The organism is Salmonella sp. SSDFZ54 (assembly GCF_004010735.1).
GTDB lineage: Bacteria > Pseudomonadota > Gammaproteobacteria > Enterobacterales > Enterobacteriaceae > Salmonella > Salmonella enterica.
In genome coordinates this window covers 2,615,650-2,632,821 of the sequence record NZ_CP034819.1, presented here as the reverse complement: position 1 = coordinate 2,632,821, position 17,172 = coordinate 2,615,650, and the positions used below count along the sequence as shown (strand labels likewise).

Here is a 17,172-nt window from a genome sequence, read left to right as displayed (position 1 = left end):
TCAGGCGGTAAGGCGTTGTTCCCCGGTCAAAGAGGCGCGGGTGTCTGGCCAGGACTCATACCAACGAATCGCCGCGCGCACCAGCGACGCTGTGGAATCTATCATCGGGCACGCTATCGCGCGTTCATGTCCGGCCACAATAAGCGGAATTTCGGTACACCCCATAATAATTGCCTGAGCGCCACGGGCAATAAGACTATCGATTTGCGGCAGCAGCAGCGCTTGCGCCGCAGTTTTATCGCCACGTTTAAGCGTATAAATAGCCTGCATTACCAACGCCTGCCCCGCGTCTTCTGGCTGAATTAACGTCAGCCCCCGCGCCAGCGCTTTCTTTTGATATAACCCGGTTGCCAGCGTCGCATTGGTCGCCAGCAGACCAACGTGCCGCGCCGATGGCGGAATATCCCCCAGGGTGGCGTCCAGGATGCTGATCATTCGCGCTTTCGCGACGTTCTGTAAATCATCAAACCAATAATGCGCAGTGTTGCATGGGATAACGATACACTCCGCCCCGGCGTCTTCCAGCATATGCAGATAACGCTCCAGATAACGGTATGGCGAAGGCCCGCCGGATAACAGACATGCTGTACGATCGGGAATATCAGGGATAGAGCTGACAATGAGCGGGATGTGTTGTTGATCACAACTGGCATGTCGCAATTCAACAAATTTTTCCAACATATCCGCCGTTGCCGCAGGTCCCATCCCCCCCAGTATCCCAATGGTGTGTTTCATCGCTTTTCCCGCTTATTTACGTCAAGGTCAGAAACACACTATCAACTTGATGTGTATATAAAAAATGCCGTTTTATTAGCGGCTATGCGTAAAAATCATAACGGGTGTAAGGGCCATGCGTTATCGCCTTTTCAGGCAATCGATTGGTTACATGAGCGCTCATCAGCCTTCGCAAGCCGCTAAATGCCATTTCGCTATACAGCATCGCCCACTGCGAGTCCGCAAGCTTGTTTTGTCCTCATCGCCACAGCGCCTGTCGGTGAAGGGGCCGCCGTGTTTTGCTTTTCGACGCTAATGCGGGAATATCCCAGCGAATATGGCTATAAACCAAATCCACGGTCTCCGTGGCGCTGCCTTCGGCGTCGCCATGATTGCTCATGCGTGAAATTCGCACATTGGTGAGCGTATAAATAATAAATGGCAGCATTGCGCCCTTATCACGACGGCATAATGTCAGCACGCCTTCTTTCACCGTTTTCCCGTTACAATAGTGCTCATAGAGGCCAGGCGTAGCAAGATCGACTGGCTTTGTCAGCGTCAACCCTCCAATATATGTCCCTCTCGCTTCGCCGGACTCCCGTTTCGTCGGGTTGTGGTTGTAAGCAATAAGTTTTATTTGGTTTTCAAAACCTTTGATCCGGCTTTCGCCTTCAATACCGTCCAGTTTTAAATAGATGGCGTCCATCCCCCCTCCGTGATTATCATGCGGCAAAGCAGGCTGACAAGGACGGAACGCCAACAATGAAAGAACGTTCCATTTTCCAGCCATTTCGTTGGTGTCTCTGTATACCAGATTAAATACCGACAATCTGCTATAACTGGATTCTTGCTAAATACCTTCTGCCATCAACAATCCATTTTACAATAGCGCTACTGACCTGAAATCTATTACGCCAGGCATTCAAGCATCGTTTCCTGAATAACCATAGCCGCTATAAGAACCATATCAAAAAAGAAATATCAATATCATTTCTTATTTTTATCCGAGAAATTACTTAATTCCACAGAATCGGAATATAGACAATTCTTATTCCTTTTCACATCAATGGGTTTTTAGACTTTTGTCATATCGAAAACAACCATTCCAATAGAACACATTTACTATGTGAATATATTTAATGTTTTTATCGCGCGCAGTGTTATCACAGTAATAAATGATTTGCATCAAAAATGCGCCTTTCAGCGCCACGTATTTTTGGGCAGCAAATTATAAAATCGCGTTTCAAAGTCAGTAACATGTTCTCTGTTCAGGCGATATGACTTTATGCCCGGACGACACGCCAGCCGCTTTACCCTTACGTTTAGTCGTGATACGTTAGATCACATGAACACGAAACGATCCAACGCTACGCAACGTCATCTCCGCTGGTGGCTGCCTTCCTGAAGGCGGCACGGATCACTATCCCTCTTTAAGTAGCCGCCGAAAGGCGGCTACTGCGTTTCGGGACGTCTTTCGGCTTTACAGTAAGCATAAAGGAGTCCTTAATGAACACCCTTCCTATCATTCTGACTGGCGATCGCCCCACCGGCTCGCTGCACCTCGGCCATTATGTCGGTTCACTGCGCCAGCGCGTCGCGCTACAGCAGGATCACCAACAGTATGTCCTGATTGCCGACCTGCAGGGACTCACCGATAACGGCAGTAATCCGCAAAAAATCCGCGATAATATTCCGCAAGTGTTAGCTGACTATCTGGCCGTCGGCATCGATCCCGCGCTAACGACGATCTGCCTGCAATCCGCGTTACCCGCCCTCGCCGAATTAACGGTGCTGTATATGAATATTGTTACCGTCGCCCGAGTGGAGCGTAATCCTACGGTAAAAAATGAGATTGCCCAAAAAGGCTTTACCCGTTCCCTGCCGGTCGGGTTCATGGCGTATCCCATTAGCCAGGCGGCAGATATCACCGCCTTTAAGGCCGAAATGGTACCGGTTGGCGACGACCAATTGCCCATGATTGAGCAAACGAATGAGATCGTTCATAAGATGAATAGTCTTTTCTCCTCGCCGGTATTGCGACCCTGTCAGGCGCTCCTGAGCGATACGGGTCGTCTGCCCGGCATTGACGGCAGCGCCAAGATGTCGAAATCGCTCGGCAATACCCTGCTTCTTTCCGCCAGCGAAGAGACCATCCACCGTGCGGTCAGCGCGATGTACACCGATCCCAATCATTTAAAAATTAGCGATCCGGGAAAAATAGAAGGTAACGTCGTCTTTACGTGGCTGGATGCGTTCCATCCGGATAAAACCAAAGTCGCGGCGATGAAAGCACATTATCAACAAGGCGGATTAGGCGACCGTGTCTGTAAAAATGAGCTGGAGACCTGCCTGCAAGAACTGATCGCGCCCATACGCGAACGACGGGCAACCTTTATTGCAGATAAGGGAATGCTAATGGAATTGCTGAAAAAAGGTAGCGAGCGGGCCCATGAGGTCACTCAAAAGACGCTGCAGGAAGTAAAACGTGGACTGGGTCTGCCCACGCTATTCCAGGTATAATCAGGCATCAACGTTGTCCAGCGGCCATGACTCAAACAGATAGCCATCAAAGTAGATGTCATCAACATTGGAAAACTCCAGCAGACGCTGCTTCACGTTTTCCAGGTGCTGCCACATCGCCAGCTTCGCTGCGCGGGCGTCTTTCTTAATTAACGCCGCGAGGATCTGCTTATGATCGACCAGCCACTCCTTACGGTAAAGCGTATCGCCCAGATGGCTATGAAGCTGGAGCCACATCGGATTATTTTCACGCCATTGCCAGGACTGACGGAAGAGCTCTACCAACATACTGTTATGGGTCGCTTCGGCAATGGCCAGATGAAACTGCATATCGCCGCTTTCTGAGCCGCCCGGCGCGCTGGAGGCGAGCTCTCGCTCTTCCAGTTGTAACGCCTGGCGCATTTTAATGATGTCTTCGCGGGTGGCCTGCAGAGCGGCAAATTCAGCGATATTGCTTTCCAGCAACTGACGCGCCTGCAACAGTTCAAAAGGCCCGGCGTCATTACAGTGATTGACGTCAGCGCCTTCCATCTCGTTATTATCCGCGCTGTCGAGCACGTAGATCCCGGCGCCGCGGCGGACTTCAACCAGACCTTTAATTTCCAGCATGATCAGCGCTTCACGCACGACGGTACGCGTCACATTGAGCCTCTCAGCGATCTCTCTTTCCGGCGGCAAGCGCTCCCCGGGGCGGTACGGCGTCTGAACAATCAGATCCCGTATCATTGCGCCCACTTCCTGGTAAGGTCTTTGCTGAGAAGTGTTTGATTTCATATTGGTCGTGCCCGTCCGATGCGATTTCCCGGTATCAGACTATAGCATTTGTAAAGAGGGATAGCACGCGTAGCACACCAAAAACGCGAAACTGGTCAACCAACAAAATAATAATGCGCCCCGTTTCGCTAGTGAGGCCAGATGAAAGGAAAGGCAGTAGACAATACACGACTGATGTTCCACCTTTAGCCCTGATGCCTGAATATGAACAGCACATTGGTTTACCAATATAAAATTTATCAACCAAAAATCAGGCCATAAAATGTGTCTGTACATTGACAGGAACAATGTCTCTGACATAGCGTGATCGGCGAAAATCCAGCCGCTCTCTTTGTATCAAGAACGCGTTATGATAAAAGACACCGTGTTTTTCGCCCCAGGCGTATCCGGGGGAAGCAACGCCTCCAGTTTGTCGAGCCGCCATCGCCGGGCAGCGATTATTCTGCATGAAATTTATGGTATTAACGCTCATATCCAACGCGCAGGCCATGAATGGATGACGCGCGGATTCGACATCTATATTCCCGCGCTGTTTCCTCACCATACCCCCTTTCGCTATGAACAGCAGGAGGAGGCTTACCGTCACTTTTCAGCAAATGTCGGCTTTGATCCCGCCGTCGTTACCACGTTACTCCACGAGCTCAGAACGCAGTATGAGACGTTAATCGTCGTAGGATATAGCGTCGGCGCAACGCTCGCATGGCTAAGTGCAGCCAGTGGGTTATGCGATGGCGTCATTTGCTATTACGGTTCCCGTATACGCCAGTACCTTCATCTTGCGCCTCTCTGTCCGACACTGGTTATTATCGCGCGTTATGAGCCGGCGTTTGATCCCCTCGCCATGCGACAGGCGCTGGAAAAGCGCCCCCGGGTGCAGTGTAAAATGTACGATGCGCGGCACGGGTTCTGTGATGCTGATAGCGCCACCTTCGATGCCGCCTTGTCGCATCAGGTAATGGACGATGTGAGCGCATTTATTCGCGACATCACCCGTGCAAACACATCGCCCGATTTTCAGCTTTAGTGGAGACTTTTTTCAACGAGCTGTTCCAGTTTTTTCAAAGCCTGTATATCTGCGGCATCAAGACCATAACGTTGCAGCGTTTCAGCGGGATGATAACTGACTAACGTTCGCCCATCGGCTTGCTGGCTAATGAGCACCCGAAACGGTAAATCCAGTGCCAGTTCGGGATGCGCCAGCATGAGAGGCGTTCCGCCTTTAGGATTGCCAAAGACCAGAACCGTTGTCGGCGGCATTTTCAGGTTAACATTCTGTGCCGCTCTGGCATGATCAAATTCCCCAAATAACACCAGACTGTGATCGGCGACAGCGTGCATCAACCGCGCTCGGGTCTGCAAATAGTCATAAGCGCTGTAGGTTTTAACCATGGTTATCGCTCCATCCTCCGTTGCAAAGCCAGGCCTTATTAAGATTAACATCAGGGTTACTGCCAATAAAAAAGGCTTTAAAATAGTGCTCATTCTTCTCTCTCCCTGACCCAATACCCATGAGTAAATGCGACACAGATGATATGCAGTTTAAAAATCAGTCATCGTACTGTACCCCTTATTATTGCACTGAACAGCTCATCACTAAAAAAACAGACGGCACAACAAAAAATTCCGACGTCTGAACAAATTTAAATAACAATGATCCAGTCTGACTGAGCGACAGCGCGATCATTATTATGGCGCGACACTGTCTTCTTCAGCCCGCTGGGTAAGAAAGAATATACTCCGCTCAGTAAGATAATAAATACTACAGGCCAACTCTTCAGAGATACGGAGCATCATTGCGTAGTGATGATGCGATTTTTCTGGCGCCATCGGCAGAAATATTTCTGACTCCAGCACGTCACTTAAAAAATGAAATTTATGTACATATTCAGCAGATATAACGCCTCTCGCCATCAGATTAGCCATTAGTGTATTTAAACTATCTTGTTCATGATACACGATACCTTTTCTCTCATGAATTCTGAGAAGAACGCTTCTGAAGGCTGCATGACATTCCCTTACGACACAGGAAAAATCATTAAGTATCAGTCGATTATACGCTTCCATAAGATCATATTCGACAAAGCCATACTCTCCAGGAGAGTACAAATAATAACATATGTTTTTAAGCCGTTTTATTCTGCGCAACCTTACAATTCTACCATTTTCATAGCGATATTTTAAACTATGCTCATGAAATATATTATTTAATTCACTAATCGCCTTATCCGGTTCTAACCCAAGCGTAACTTCATAGGTTCGAAGGTAGGTATCTATATAGTTAAAAGCAAGCTCAATGGTATCAATATGCTTTCTTTTATCATCTGTTTTTAATAACAGATTACTCATTTCATCCAGATATGACGTTGAATGCGCATATAAGGTGAATAAGCCATACTCTTTGCGCAACGTTTTACATATTCTTCGATAAACTTCGTCAGAATGACTATTATGATAGCAGTATAATGTCATATCATAAAAAGAGGAGCAATTCCCTAACGTATTAATAATCAATAAGATTATTTGTTCGCGTATTTCTAACGGAATATCTTCATATAACAGATCGCTATGCCTTAGTGAGTATGGTCTAAAGGTGTGCATTCCTCCTCCTGTAACCGCAACAGAAAAAAATACGCTATGAATAGCGCCACATTACTCTAATTCAGTGGTTCAGGTATTAATATCAGCTCAACAGTGAGCCATTTTTTCTTATTTTTTAATGGTGTTGCGTGAATATTTATTTACTCTACAGATAATTGTAACCCATCGCCCTTTGTCATTCTGCTGATCATCACTGGTGCGAAAACGTCTGGATTATCCATGGCATTCAGTCTTCACTGAATGCCACAGACAAACAAGGGTTATTCAACTAACGCTCACCTGTCCCTTAGTCCTTCTTTCATTCCGTTGCGTCGTTGCCATACCAGCACACTTAAACGTAAGGTGAGCTTATTGTTTTTATCGACGGGTCAGAACAATCCTTCGCCGGTCATACAGTGTTTCAACAGAGAGCTGCAAATCATATTTCGCATTCTTCAGTTTTCGCGATTTAAGCATTTTCATCGTGACGCCACTTATTTGCCCTGTTTCAATCCGTCTCTTGATTTCGGCTGCGCTTAACAGGAGTTGCTTCTTCAAAATCGACAGCAGGCTGACCTGAAAAGAACGGGAAATCCTGACGCTAACACTGACCTGCTTGTGGGAGGCGATACTGACCAGCCACCGTTCCTGAATGTGAAAATCAGGCTGCCCCGATAATTCAGCATTGTTTCGCTTCAGGATCGCGTTGTCATAAGCAAAATATTGCACCGTGGCAGCATCATTCGCCATCAGTCGGCCATAAAGATCGCGGTTAATTTTGCTGACTGGCAGGCGCGAGAACAGGGAGATATTCCAGGTGTAATCGCAGTGTGTGCATTTATAGATACTCCAGACATCGAGTACCTTCTTTTGCGAATTAACCCGAAATGCCCCAGAAGGCGTGAAGTCCCGTTTTACGCTGCATGAAGGGCAACGTTTCGCTATGCGCTGATACCCCACAGGAGTGACAGTCCATATGACTTTCATAACGTACCTTTTTTAACCCATACAAAACCGGATCCGAACTCAGCGGACCATAAATGTTTATGTATGAAAAATATTTAAGTGATACTTTTCAGTGGGTTAAAAAAAGATTTCCAACGCAACAACCCTGTCAATGGCTAAAAAGATACGCCGAGACTATCAAAGCGGCCATTATCGGGTATATGAGTTTAATCAATATTCATTATGGTAGCGGCGGGCTCTATTCAACTGACTTACTAAACGCATGATCCTCCCTTTGAGATCACATTTTTCACTCCCGGTTATTCACTTACAGAAATCAGGTGTTATCATTCACGACGTAAATACCTTTCAACTCAACCCGAGGCTTTGATGCTGGAGAATGTCATCATCTGATAATCAGTTCCCCGACCTTTTCAGGCCGGACTGATTATCAATGCGCCGAAATCGAATGCGGACACCGCAGTGTGTTTGCACGTTTTGCCTATGATGATTAAACAGGTTCTTCAGTATGAATTTATCCCGTCAGGAACAACGTACCTTACACGTTCTCGCCAAAGGCGGACGCATTACGCACATCCGCGATGCGTCAGGCCGCGTCACCGCCGTTGAGTGCTATAGCCGCGAAGGGCTGTTGCTCGCCGATTGCACGCTCGCTGTATTCAAAAAACTCAAAACCAAAAAGCTGATCAAATCCGTTAACGGTCAGCCCTACCGCATTAATACAACCGGGCTGAACAACGTTCGCGCCCAGCCTGATAATCGCTAAGGAGATGATGATGGATATCAGCACCGTTATTTTTGCAACGCATCGCATTCGGCTATTACCCGATGAAGGCAAAATCCCCTGGGACGAGCCAGCCTTCAGCCAACGCATGCTGGAAAATCATCTGTCGCAGGACCACGACTGGGCCAGCCGCCGGCTAACCGTGATTGAGCAACAGGTAACATGGATTACCCGTCAGTTACCCGCTGGCGCCCGCATTCTGGATCTCGGCTGTGGACCCGGTTTTTATACCCGCCTGTTAGCAGAGCGGGGGTTTCACTGCACAGGCGTAGATTTCTCTCCGGCATCCATCACATGGGCTCGCCAGCAGGCGCAAGCCGCAAACCTGAATATTGACTACATTCAGCAGGATATTCGTACATACCACCCCACGGAACCTTTTGATTTCATTATGATGACGTTTGGGGAACTGAATGTCTTTAGCGCTGCTGATGCGCAAAGCCTCATCAGTCATTGCGCTCAGTGGTTGAAACCGGATGGCAAACTGCTTGTTGAAGTGCATACCTTCGATGAAGTTAAACGCCAGGGCATGGCGCAGCCAGGCTGGCAGCGTTGTCCGCACGGCCTGTTTCTTGCCGAGCCTCATCTGCTGTTAACGGAAAATGCCTGGGATGAAGAGGCCCAAACCAGCTCAACGCAGTTCTGGGCGATAGCGGAAAACGGCTGTACCACCCGTTTCGGCAGTCAAATGAAGGCCTGGCGCGATGATGAATATATCAGCCTGCTTGGTGATGCTGGCTTCACTGTGTTGCAGCGCCCGGACAGTCACACCTGGCCGGTCGGCGAGACTTTTGCAGGCAAGCTGTTTGCGCTGCTGGCTGAAAAAGCCCCTCCCGCTGAGGGAATCGCCCTCAGTAAAAGGAATAACCCAATGGATATCCCACGTATTTTTACCATTAGCGAAAGCGAACACCGTATCCATAATCCGTTTACAGCGGAAAAGTACGCCACGCTGGGCCATGCGTTACGCATGAAACCAGGCATGCGGATTCTCGATCTCGGTAGCGGTTCGGGTGAGATGCTCTGCACCTGGGCTCGCGATTACGGTGTTACAGGTACTGGCATTGACATAAGCCCGCTCTTCACCACACAGGCAAAACAACGTGCAGAAGAGCTCGGCGTCAGTGAATACGTACATTTTATTCATAACGACGCGGCCGGTTATATCGACGAGGAAAAATATGACGTGGCGGCCTGCGTAGGCGCGACCTGGATTGCGGGCGGTGTCGCGGGGACAATAGATCTGCTGGCCAAAAGCCTCAAACCTGGCGGGATCATTCTCATCGGTGAACCGTACTGGCGTCGGATCCCCGCAACGGAAGAGATCGCCCACGCCTGTGGCGTCTCATCCGTCGCCGATTTTCGCCCCCTGCCCGAGCTGGTCGCCTTTTTCGACCAACTCGGCTATGACGTAGTGGAAATGGTGCTGGCGGACCCGCAAGGCTGGGACAGATATGAAACCGCGAAGTGGATGACCATGCGCCGCTGGCTGGAGGAAAACCCTGACGATGAGTTTGCGCAAGAGGTTCGAACAGAACTGACGGTAGCCCCCAAACGTCACGTCACCTGGACGCGAGAATACTTTGGCTGGGGCGTATTTGCGTTAATCGCGCGATAACGTGAAGCAGGAGGTATAGCCTACAAGAGGTATACCTCCGTTTAAAAGTATGCAACAAATTAACGCGGCTCAAGGCGGGAATATATCGTCTTAGAGACTATCCCACCAGGCGTTATTGGCGCAGCCAGTTTGGACACGGACAGCGCACAAAAACCGGAGCGTACACGTAGTACGTGAGGATTTTGAGCACTGCCCAGGTCCAAAATGGCAAGTAAAATAGCCCTAATGGGATAGGCTCTTAATTTCGCCATTAAGTTTCTGCCACAGTATGTAGCAAGACGTGCAAGCGTTCCACCTCACCTGATGAACGACACCACCATCAATAAGACGTTATTGCTGCAATTCAATTATTAAGAATAAAAAAAGAACCAGAAGAAAATTAGAAAATAACTTATCCACCATATTAGCTATTGTTAAAATCAAAGTAATCCCCCGTAAAAGCTGGATATTTTTATTTCTCATAGACGAGAATTTATATATTATGATATAATACGGCAGAAAAACATGCAGGTTATTAACCTGCCATTAATGTAAATAATTTTTTGAGGAGATGTTTCCAGTGGGACGTAAATGGGCAAATATTGTTGCTAAAAAAACGGCTAAAGACGGTGCAACGTCCAAAGTATATGCGAAATTTGGTGTAGAAATCTATGCTGCGGCTAAACAAGGTGAACCAGACCCGGAATCAAACTCAGCTTTAAAATTCGTTATTGAACGTGCGAAACAAGCACAGGTTCCAAAACATGTTATTGATAAAGCCATTGATAAAGCCAAAGGTGGCGGAGATGAAACGTTCGTGCAAGGGCGTTATGAAGGCTTTGGACCCAATGGTTCAATGGTTATCGCTGAAACGTTGACGTCTAATGTTAACCGTACGATTGCTAATATCCGCACAATTTTTAATAAAAAAGGCGGGAATATCGGAGCGGCAGGTGCTGTCAGCTATATGTTTGACAATACTGGAGTGATTGTATTTAAAGGAACAGACCCTGACCATATTTTTGAAATTTTGCTTGATGCTGAAGTTGATGTTCGTGATGTAACCGAAGAAGAAGGAAACATCGTTATTTATACTGAAGCTACAGACCTGCACAAAGGAATTGCAGCGCTAAAAGCAGCTGGAATTACTGAATTTTCAACAACAGAATTAGAAATGATTGCTCAATCAGAAGTTGAACTTTCACCAGAAGATTTAGAAATCTTTGAAGGACTTGTTGATGCCCTTGAAGATGATGATGATGTGCAAAAAGTATATCATAACGTTGCAAACCTCTAATTATAAATTAAACAAATCTGTCTCTATGGCAGATTTGTTTAATTTATAAAGCTGTTATAAAAAAGTCTATCTGGCCAGATATATAGATTTTTAAATTTACGTGTCTTATCACGACCTGATCTGACACATAGCTTTGAAAGATTGAGAGTTACCGGTTTTGATATAGTGTCGAATCCTTATATAAAACATGAGGTAATTTTCATGTTTCATACGACGAATCCCGTCAGCAAGCTAAGCAAAAGCCAGCAATATCGGGCTACTTACAATCTCCCTGTGCTCTTTAAGATGCCGCGTCTCATAAATTCCGCTTGCGCTCATGATGACTCATCTGGCGCTCTACGCGTCGCTTGACCACAGGTGTGACTCCACCAGCGCGCTACAGACCATAGTGCGAGAACCGTGGCCGATTACTTTGATGCCTTTGATGTGGAGCTATTTTTTACAGATAACGTATACCACACTCAAAATACTCCCCCAGATCAATGCCCTCCTCTGAACACCTCCCTCTTGTGCCATTCCACAAACCGTTCACCCGGATAATTTTCTTTCATCTGCGGCAACGCGATCTCTTTCCCCGCAAAATCCCAGAACAGCCGCTGTACCACCCCGCCACCATTCACCGCGTCGGAAACCACCACGCGCATATTTTCATCCAGGCCAATCGAACCACGATCGAACGCTTTATGATGGATTGCGCACAACGCCAGGCCATTAGGTACTTCACAAGGACCATGATGCTGCTTCCATCTGATATGGGCTGCTTCAAGCGCTATAGGGGCGTTGTCGTGGCGCATATTGAAGCCGCAGACCGCACATTGATAATTGTAAGCTCGTAGCACCGCCTGGCGGAACTTCGGATCGCGTTGACGGAGAGAGGTGCGAATATCAAAACCCATCTCGTCAGCGATGTCTTCCTGAATACTGGTCGGAAAATGCGCCTCAAGGATCTGCTGCGCCAGCGTGTCGATTAGCTTACGTTTTTTTGTTACCAGCGCGAAATTGACGGCATCAAACCCACCAGCAACATTATATTCAATGAGTTCACGTTTAGGTGGCTGGCGGCTACCGCTGGTTGAGCAGAATTCCGCGTTTTGCAATTCCCAGAAACCATCGCCCTTCAGACGCCAGAACGGCATATCCGGGCGCTGTTCACGGCGCTGTGGCCCATAGCGCTCCAGTAAATCCAGCAATTGCTCATGAATTTCAGAAGCATAATCAAATAGACGATCGTGGCCCTGCCGATAGTGCGAGAGGACATATAACAGCAATAACGGCTTATGCGGCGCTCGCTGTTCGCCTTTGCGCCAGATAGTAATATTTGATATCGCTTGCTTTAGGGTTTTGTCAGAGGTCATTACGTTGAAGAATCCATGAGCACATAGTTGCGATGATGCTCGCAACTATATGTACATTCAAGACATTATTGCAGACATACTTTTTGTCTATCGGCTCTGTACTAACAGTTAGCATTCTGATAACAATGGAAAAAACACAGCGCTCAACCGAGAAAGGTAGGTAACTTCTGGATTTCAGGCATAAAAAAGATCTCAGTTGAGGTCCATTTACATGCTTTTGGTGCGAAGGCCGGACTCGCGCATAAATTTAACTTATTGTAAAAATTGAAATTTAATTATAGTTAATTCAATTATGCCCCCTTTTGTGCCCCCAGCATTCTCTGTTCACATTTTGATTTTTGTTGATTATTTATCCAAAAATTCTCAGAGAAATAGTCAATCCAGTTAGGTTCCGTTAAACGGATCCAAACCGGGACTTGACTCTACAAAAAATACTTTTTTTTCGCAAAACCATGCACACTATTCACCCTGTAATTTTTTACATATATATCAATTGATTATGTGTTAACAGCTAGGTGAAGAGTGAACAGCTATCTCTACATTTGTGCGTTTCCAATAAGAAACCCGGCATCAGCCGGGTCAGTTAATCGTTATTTTAATATTGGCTCATCACACTTGGGCAGCCAGTCAGCATTACTCTCCTCTTTCAAAGTGAGGTTAGTTTGCATTCCCTGATTAGTTCGCCGTTTCTCATAATGTAGCCCGTACTCCTTCAGCATGACTGGCAACCCTTTGCCAAACATCGTAAGACTCAGGGTGTTTTTATAGCCATTAGCCTCCATGTATACGAGGTAGGCATGGTAAAGGTAGGTACGTGGCTGGCGTGGGACAATATTAGCGTTCCCCATAAACATACCGTTGGTGTCAGGTAATGCCTCAAGATAGCCACAAAAATCAAATGCTGGATCAGCATCACGCTTGATGGTGAGAGCCTCATCTGAATTCTGCTGCGACTGAAGCAATGTTCTGGCGCTCATCGGATCGCTGAAACGCTGCATGAGCTGGCGAACAATCACAGCCAGTTCTCGAGCAATTTTATCTTTCAGCTGCGGATCGCGTTCTTCCGGTGCTATCTGCTCAGGAAAATGCAGAATCACTCTCCTGCGGGACACACCACCACTACGATCAGTGAAGCGCATAGGATTATTATTTACGGCCAGGATAACCGCCGGAATATGTGTTGAATAAGCATTCTGATACTTGGGGTCCACCGATACCGCATCGCCACCAGTTATAGCCTTAAGCCCGGCGCCGTCGCCGCTCCACTTCTCCTGATCAGGCAGGCGAATAAGAGAAAAACCTATCAGAGCCGCACGTTCTCGCGGGGACTCCAGCGTTTCAATGGTCGCAGAGGTGGCGTTATCCTCTCCAGCAAGCATGGTCGCAATTTCAGCCAGAATACTTTTGCCACTTCCACCAGGGCCAGTCACTTCCAGAAAGAGCTGCCAGTCATAGCGGTTCGCCAGCACCATAAATAACGCCGCAAGAATAATGTCGCGTTTAGCTGGCTTGTGTCCGGCAGCCCGGTCCAGCCAGCGCCAGAATGCCGGGGCATGAGTTTCAAGCGTTTCCCCCTTTACCGGTGGCGTGAAATCGACTTCACACAGGGTACGCAGCCAGTTCTCTTTACAGTGCGGACTAAAAAGCCCTGTTCGCGTATCGAGGACGCCATTACGAAAACCAATCAGATGACGTGCCGGATTTTGCTGCTGCGGAACAATTAACTTTAATGTTTCCACCAGTGAGGCAATTTTTCCTGAGGAAAACGGTGCACCGAGGCGCTGGAAAAGGGCTGCGACATCTCGGGAAAAATCTGACTGAGAAATCACTTTCCACGCTCCAGACTCGTAGCGGGATAAAAGCTGCCCGTTCGGATCAACCGCCAGTGCATCCCTGTAATGCTCCCGAACCCTCTGAGCTTTTTCGCTGACACTCATCGCTGTGAATTCTGCTTCACTCATTGTGTCGAAAGGACTGGCATTATGTGGCTTCAAAGCCTCAAGAATTGCCTTCCGGGTGGATTCCTCTCCGTATTGGGTAAGCGCATCATTCCAGTCACCAAAAACCGGTGGCAGCACAATGTCACACTGACACGCTTTTGCAGCAGTTTCAGCCCTGTTCTGGCCTGAACCATTCAGATCGCGGTCCGCTGCAATAATTAACTGATATCCCGGATACTTGTTATGGGCAACGCTGGCCAGAGAAAGAAAGTTGACCGACGAAAATGCCACCATGACGGCTTCTCCTGTCAGATGATGAATGGTAAGCGCCGTGGCGTAACCTTCCGCAATCCACATCCTTCTTAAAGAACTCCCGCCCCCTTCTATCAGATGATAGGCCTCCTTAACCTGACCTCCTTTAAGAAAACACTTGCTACCATTGCCACTGATAAGCTGAATATTCACCAGCTCCCCGTCTGCGTTATAGAGCGGGACGATCAAATCACCGGGGCGGAACATCACCCCACCGGTTTTATGAGCTGAAGTCAGCTCATGGCAAATATGCTCCGGGAAACCTTTATGTGTAAGATAAGTGTTTCCGGCAGATTCACGTGAGGCTTGCAGCAGTCGCGCGGCAAGTGCTGCTGCATCTTTCCCGCTATCGGTATCGGCGGTTAACGCCCTGACTTCGGAATTAACTACAGACAGACCATGTGTCAGTCCATGTATCCTGTCAGCTGCTTCACTGATATCCACATTCAGTGCCCTGGTGACAAGCGCTAAACCATCCCCGGCACCGCACTGATTGCAGAACCATGTTCCGCGTCCTTCCTGATCGTCGAAGCGAAAACGATCTTTACCGCCACAGACCGGGCAAGGCTGATGGCGATTTTTCAATATATTCACGCCCAGCGCTGGCAGAATCTTAGCCCAGTGACCGCGGGCAGCCTTCACGGCCTGACTGACTTTCATTCCTGACATGACGCAGTTCTCCCTCAGTGTAAAACCGGCTTTTTGATGTGACGGACGCATAACTCATCCATTACGGCTATTCCGAGCTGGGAGAGTGCGGGACAGGACATTAGAGGGCCGGATTCCATCAGGTCTGAAAGCAGAGCGCAGGCGATTTCCATGCCTTTTGTTTGCCCGTGCTGTCGCAGATAAAATCCTTCAAGCTCACGGGCAATAGCGGTTTCAATTTCATCCAGAGTGAGCTGCAGATGGCGGTTTTGCTGATAGCAGGCACTCAACCAGGCGCAGGCTACCGCGCGGCGATACAACGCTACCCGAAGTGAAAGGGAAAGGGTGCGTGATTTCATTACACCACCTCCATGTTCATCAGGTCATCCTGGCAACGCTGTACCACGCCATCAAGTTGCTCTGTCATCAGATAAATCAGGGAAGCCAGTTGCTCACATTGAGCACCGGCAGGTTTTTCGTAGCAATCCTGAAGAACAGCCATTCCGGTGACAAACTCCCCCACGTTACGAAGATGCTTCAGGCGGACAATATCGTCATAAGAGATTGCGGCGTGATTCATCACATCACCTCCCGGACAGGCAGGCGAGCAGCAAGGCAAAGCACATACTCATGGACCAGTGAAAGACGTGCATGATGCTCATTGCTGGCGACGATACGCAGCATACTGATACGTGGTTTACGTTCTGCACGACGAACGGCGGCAAAAACAAATATAAATTGAGGATGTGAAGGGGCGAGGATCGTAGCCATAAGGGCAACCTCCAATAAGTCGCGGTAAATGCCACCACCGGAGTTCCTACGCTCATGGGTGGTGACCCGAACGGGGGTAGGAATACCGGCCTTATTGGAAACCGGCCAGCCCGAAGGCTGCCCCGCCCGGACCACCATTATCTGACAGGGACTAAGGTATAAGCACCGCAGCCCGAAAAATGGGTGTGCCTGAGCAACGACGTAAAAAAAGACGCACGGCGCGTCTGGTGTCGCCAATAAGTAACTCGGGTTCCTACGCCCGGCAGCCGATTTTGCGGCAGCGGGAAAACTATACCTGGAAATGACAGCAGGATGCAAGCCAGAAAAAAGGGGATTAATGCGTTCAGGCATCATTATGCATCACATCCCCGTCCGCGGGCACTTATACGATCCGCCATCCATGCGCTTACCTCTGACTGTGCCCAGGCAACATTTTTACCACCAAGCGGGATCTGCTTCGGGAAAGCATCGCGGCTTATCAGGTCGTATATAGTTGAGCGGGACAAGCCGCATAAATGCATAACCTCGGGAAGACGTAAAAATCGCTCATGCTGGTTCAGCACAGGAAATAATGGCGCAGCCGGAGCTGGCGCAGAAACAGAAATATCATGCATTTATCTACCCTCTTTAATTCCTTCATCAGTCCGGATAAATCCCCCCGGATTCAGGTAGTTCCTTATTATGTATATATTGCTCGCTTACGCACCCATTATTTATTTAGTGTCACATATTGATTTAATGGAATTTAAAACTATATCAAACCACATAAAATGGCATGATAGATATTATGCCTGCGAACTATAAATACAGGGACATTAATAGGAACTAACTTTCATCCAGGGGTTACTACCCCATAAGTCATAGAACTTAATGGTACTGAAACCGCAACCCATTCAGCAGGGGTGCACAATTTCTAC

The 17,172-nt window shown here is 48.1% G+C and carries 17 protein-coding genes; 5 read left to right on the top strand and 12 right to left on the bottom strand.

The features are described 5' to 3' along the window. On the bottom strand, positions 1-735 hold the full coding sequence (locus tag EOS97_RS13120; RefSeq protein ID WP_000683247.1) for an aspartate/glutamate racemase family protein: 735 nt from the start codon (positions 733-735) through the stop codon (positions 1-3). Positions 736-973: 238 nt separating this feature from the next. Further along, on the bottom strand, positions 974-1,504 hold the full coding sequence (locus tag EOS97_RS13110; protein WP_000907671.1) for an Hcp family type VI secretion system effector: 531 nt from the start codon (positions 1,502-1,504) through the stop codon (positions 974-976). 716 nt (positions 1,505-2,220) lie between these two features. Here EOS97_RS13110 and trpS point away from each other — a divergent pair. Further along, entirely contained in the window at positions 2,221-3,234 is a 1,014-nt protein-coding gene (trpS, locus tag EOS97_RS13105; protein WP_001094615.1) for a tryptophan--tRNA ligase, read from the top strand. Here trpS and uxuR read toward each other — a convergent pair whose 3' ends face one another. After that, complete coding sequence (uxuR, locus tag EOS97_RS13100) at positions 3,235-4,008, bottom strand: Uxu operon transcriptional regulator (RefSeq protein ID WP_000841654.1); 774 nt, start codon at positions 4,006-4,008, stop codon at positions 3,235-3,237. It abuts the gene before it with no gap. 349 nt (positions 4,009-4,357) lie between these two features. On the opposite strand from uxuR, the gene EOS97_RS13090 reads away from it, so the two are divergent. After that, positions 4,358-5,032, top strand: a complete 675-nt coding sequence (locus tag EOS97_RS13090; protein WP_000588694.1) for a dienelactone hydrolase family protein — start codon at positions 4,358-4,360, stop codon at positions 5,030-5,032. On the opposite strand, the gene EOS97_RS13085 is transcribed toward EOS97_RS13090, so the two are convergent. From EOS97_RS13085 to EOS97_RS13075, 3 genes are all read right to left on the bottom strand, one after another. Beyond that, on the bottom strand, positions 5,029-5,490 hold the full coding sequence (locus EOS97_RS13085; protein ID WP_023205025.1) for a DUF302 domain-containing protein: 462 nt from the start codon (positions 5,488-5,490) through the stop codon (positions 5,029-5,031). The genes EOS97_RS13090 and EOS97_RS13085 overlap by 4 nt on opposite strands. A 204-nt stretch (positions 5,491-5,694) precedes the next feature. After that, on the bottom strand, positions 5,695-6,606 hold the full coding sequence (locus tag EOS97_RS13080; protein ID WP_000556775.1) for an STM4504/CBY_0614 family protein: 912 nt from the start codon (positions 6,604-6,606) through the stop codon (positions 5,695-5,697). A 357-nt stretch (positions 6,607-6,963) separates the two neighbouring features. After that, positions 6,964-7,572, bottom strand: coding sequence for a DUF1062 domain-containing protein (locus tag EOS97_RS13075; RefSeq protein ID WP_000864865.1), 609 nt, complete (start codon positions 7,570-7,572; stop codon positions 6,964-6,966). A 487-nt stretch (positions 7,573-8,059) separates the two neighbouring features. Between EOS97_RS13075 and EOS97_RS13065 the strand changes: the two genes are divergently transcribed. The 3 genes from EOS97_RS13065 (at position 8,060) to EOS97_RS13055 (ending at position 11,229) form a co-directional block, all read left to right on the top strand. After that, positions 8,060-8,317 carry a YjhX family toxin gene (locus tag EOS97_RS13065; RefSeq protein WP_001054380.1) on the top strand — a complete coding sequence of 86 codons (258 nt, stop codon included), beginning with the start codon at positions 8,060-8,062 and terminating at the stop codon, positions 8,315-8,317. A gap of 4 nt (positions 8,318-8,321) precedes the next feature. Beyond that, positions 8,322-9,953: a class I SAM-dependent methyltransferase gene (locus EOS97_RS13060; RefSeq protein WP_000979794.1), complete on the top strand. Its 1,632-nt coding sequence runs from the start codon at positions 8,322-8,324 to the stop codon at positions 9,951-9,953. 559 nt (positions 9,954-10,512) lie between these two features. Then, positions 10,513-11,229 carry a YebC/PmpR family DNA-binding transcriptional regulator gene (locus tag EOS97_RS13055; protein ID WP_000532939.1) on the top strand — a complete coding sequence of 239 codons (717 nt, stop codon included), beginning with the start codon at positions 10,513-10,515 and terminating at the stop codon, positions 11,227-11,229. A 479-nt stretch (positions 11,230-11,708) separates the two neighbouring features. On the opposite strand, the gene EOS97_RS13050 is transcribed toward EOS97_RS13055, so the two are convergent. The 6 genes from EOS97_RS13050 to EOS97_RS13025 all read right to left on the bottom strand — a co-directional run bounded on the left by EOS97_RS13050 (position 11,709) and on the right by EOS97_RS13025 (position 16,869). Continuing rightward, a complete protein-coding gene (locus EOS97_RS13050) occupies positions 11,709-12,584 on the bottom strand; it encodes a phosphorothioated DNA-binding restriction endonuclease (protein ID WP_000199872.1) in 876 nt (291 codons plus the stop codon). A 590-nt stretch (positions 12,585-13,174) separates the two neighbouring features. Further along, complete coding sequence (locus tag EOS97_RS13045) at positions 13,175-15,505, bottom strand: primase-helicase zinc-binding domain-containing protein (RefSeq protein ID WP_000016230.1); 2,331 nt, start codon at positions 15,503-15,505, stop codon at positions 13,175-13,177. Between the two features lie 14 nt (positions 15,506-15,519). Continuing rightward, the gene (locus EOS97_RS13040; protein WP_000842357.1) at positions 15,520-15,843 is read right to left on the bottom strand and encodes a DUF5375 family protein; all 324 of its coding nucleotides are present in this window, start codon (positions 15,841-15,843) and stop codon (positions 15,520-15,522) included. Beyond that, positions 15,843-16,064 carry a hypothetical protein gene (locus tag EOS97_RS13035; RefSeq protein WP_001014981.1) on the bottom strand — a complete coding sequence of 74 codons (222 nt, stop codon included), beginning with the start codon at positions 16,062-16,064 and terminating at the stop codon, positions 15,843-15,845. Before EOS97_RS13035 ends, EOS97_RS13040 begins: the two co-directional genes overlap by 1 nt. After that, a complete protein-coding gene (locus tag EOS97_RS13030; RefSeq protein WP_000982476.1) occupies positions 16,064-16,609 on the bottom strand; it encodes a host cell division inhibitor Icd-like protein in 546 nt (181 codons plus the stop codon). Before EOS97_RS13030 ends, EOS97_RS13035 begins: the two co-directional genes overlap by 1 nt. Beyond that, entirely contained in the window at positions 16,609-16,869 is a 261-nt protein-coding gene (locus EOS97_RS13025) for an AlpA family transcriptional regulator (RefSeq protein ID WP_000543726.1), read from the bottom strand. Before EOS97_RS13025 ends, EOS97_RS13030 begins: the two co-directional genes overlap by 1 nt. Between the last annotated feature and the right edge of the window lie 303 nt (positions 16,870-17,172).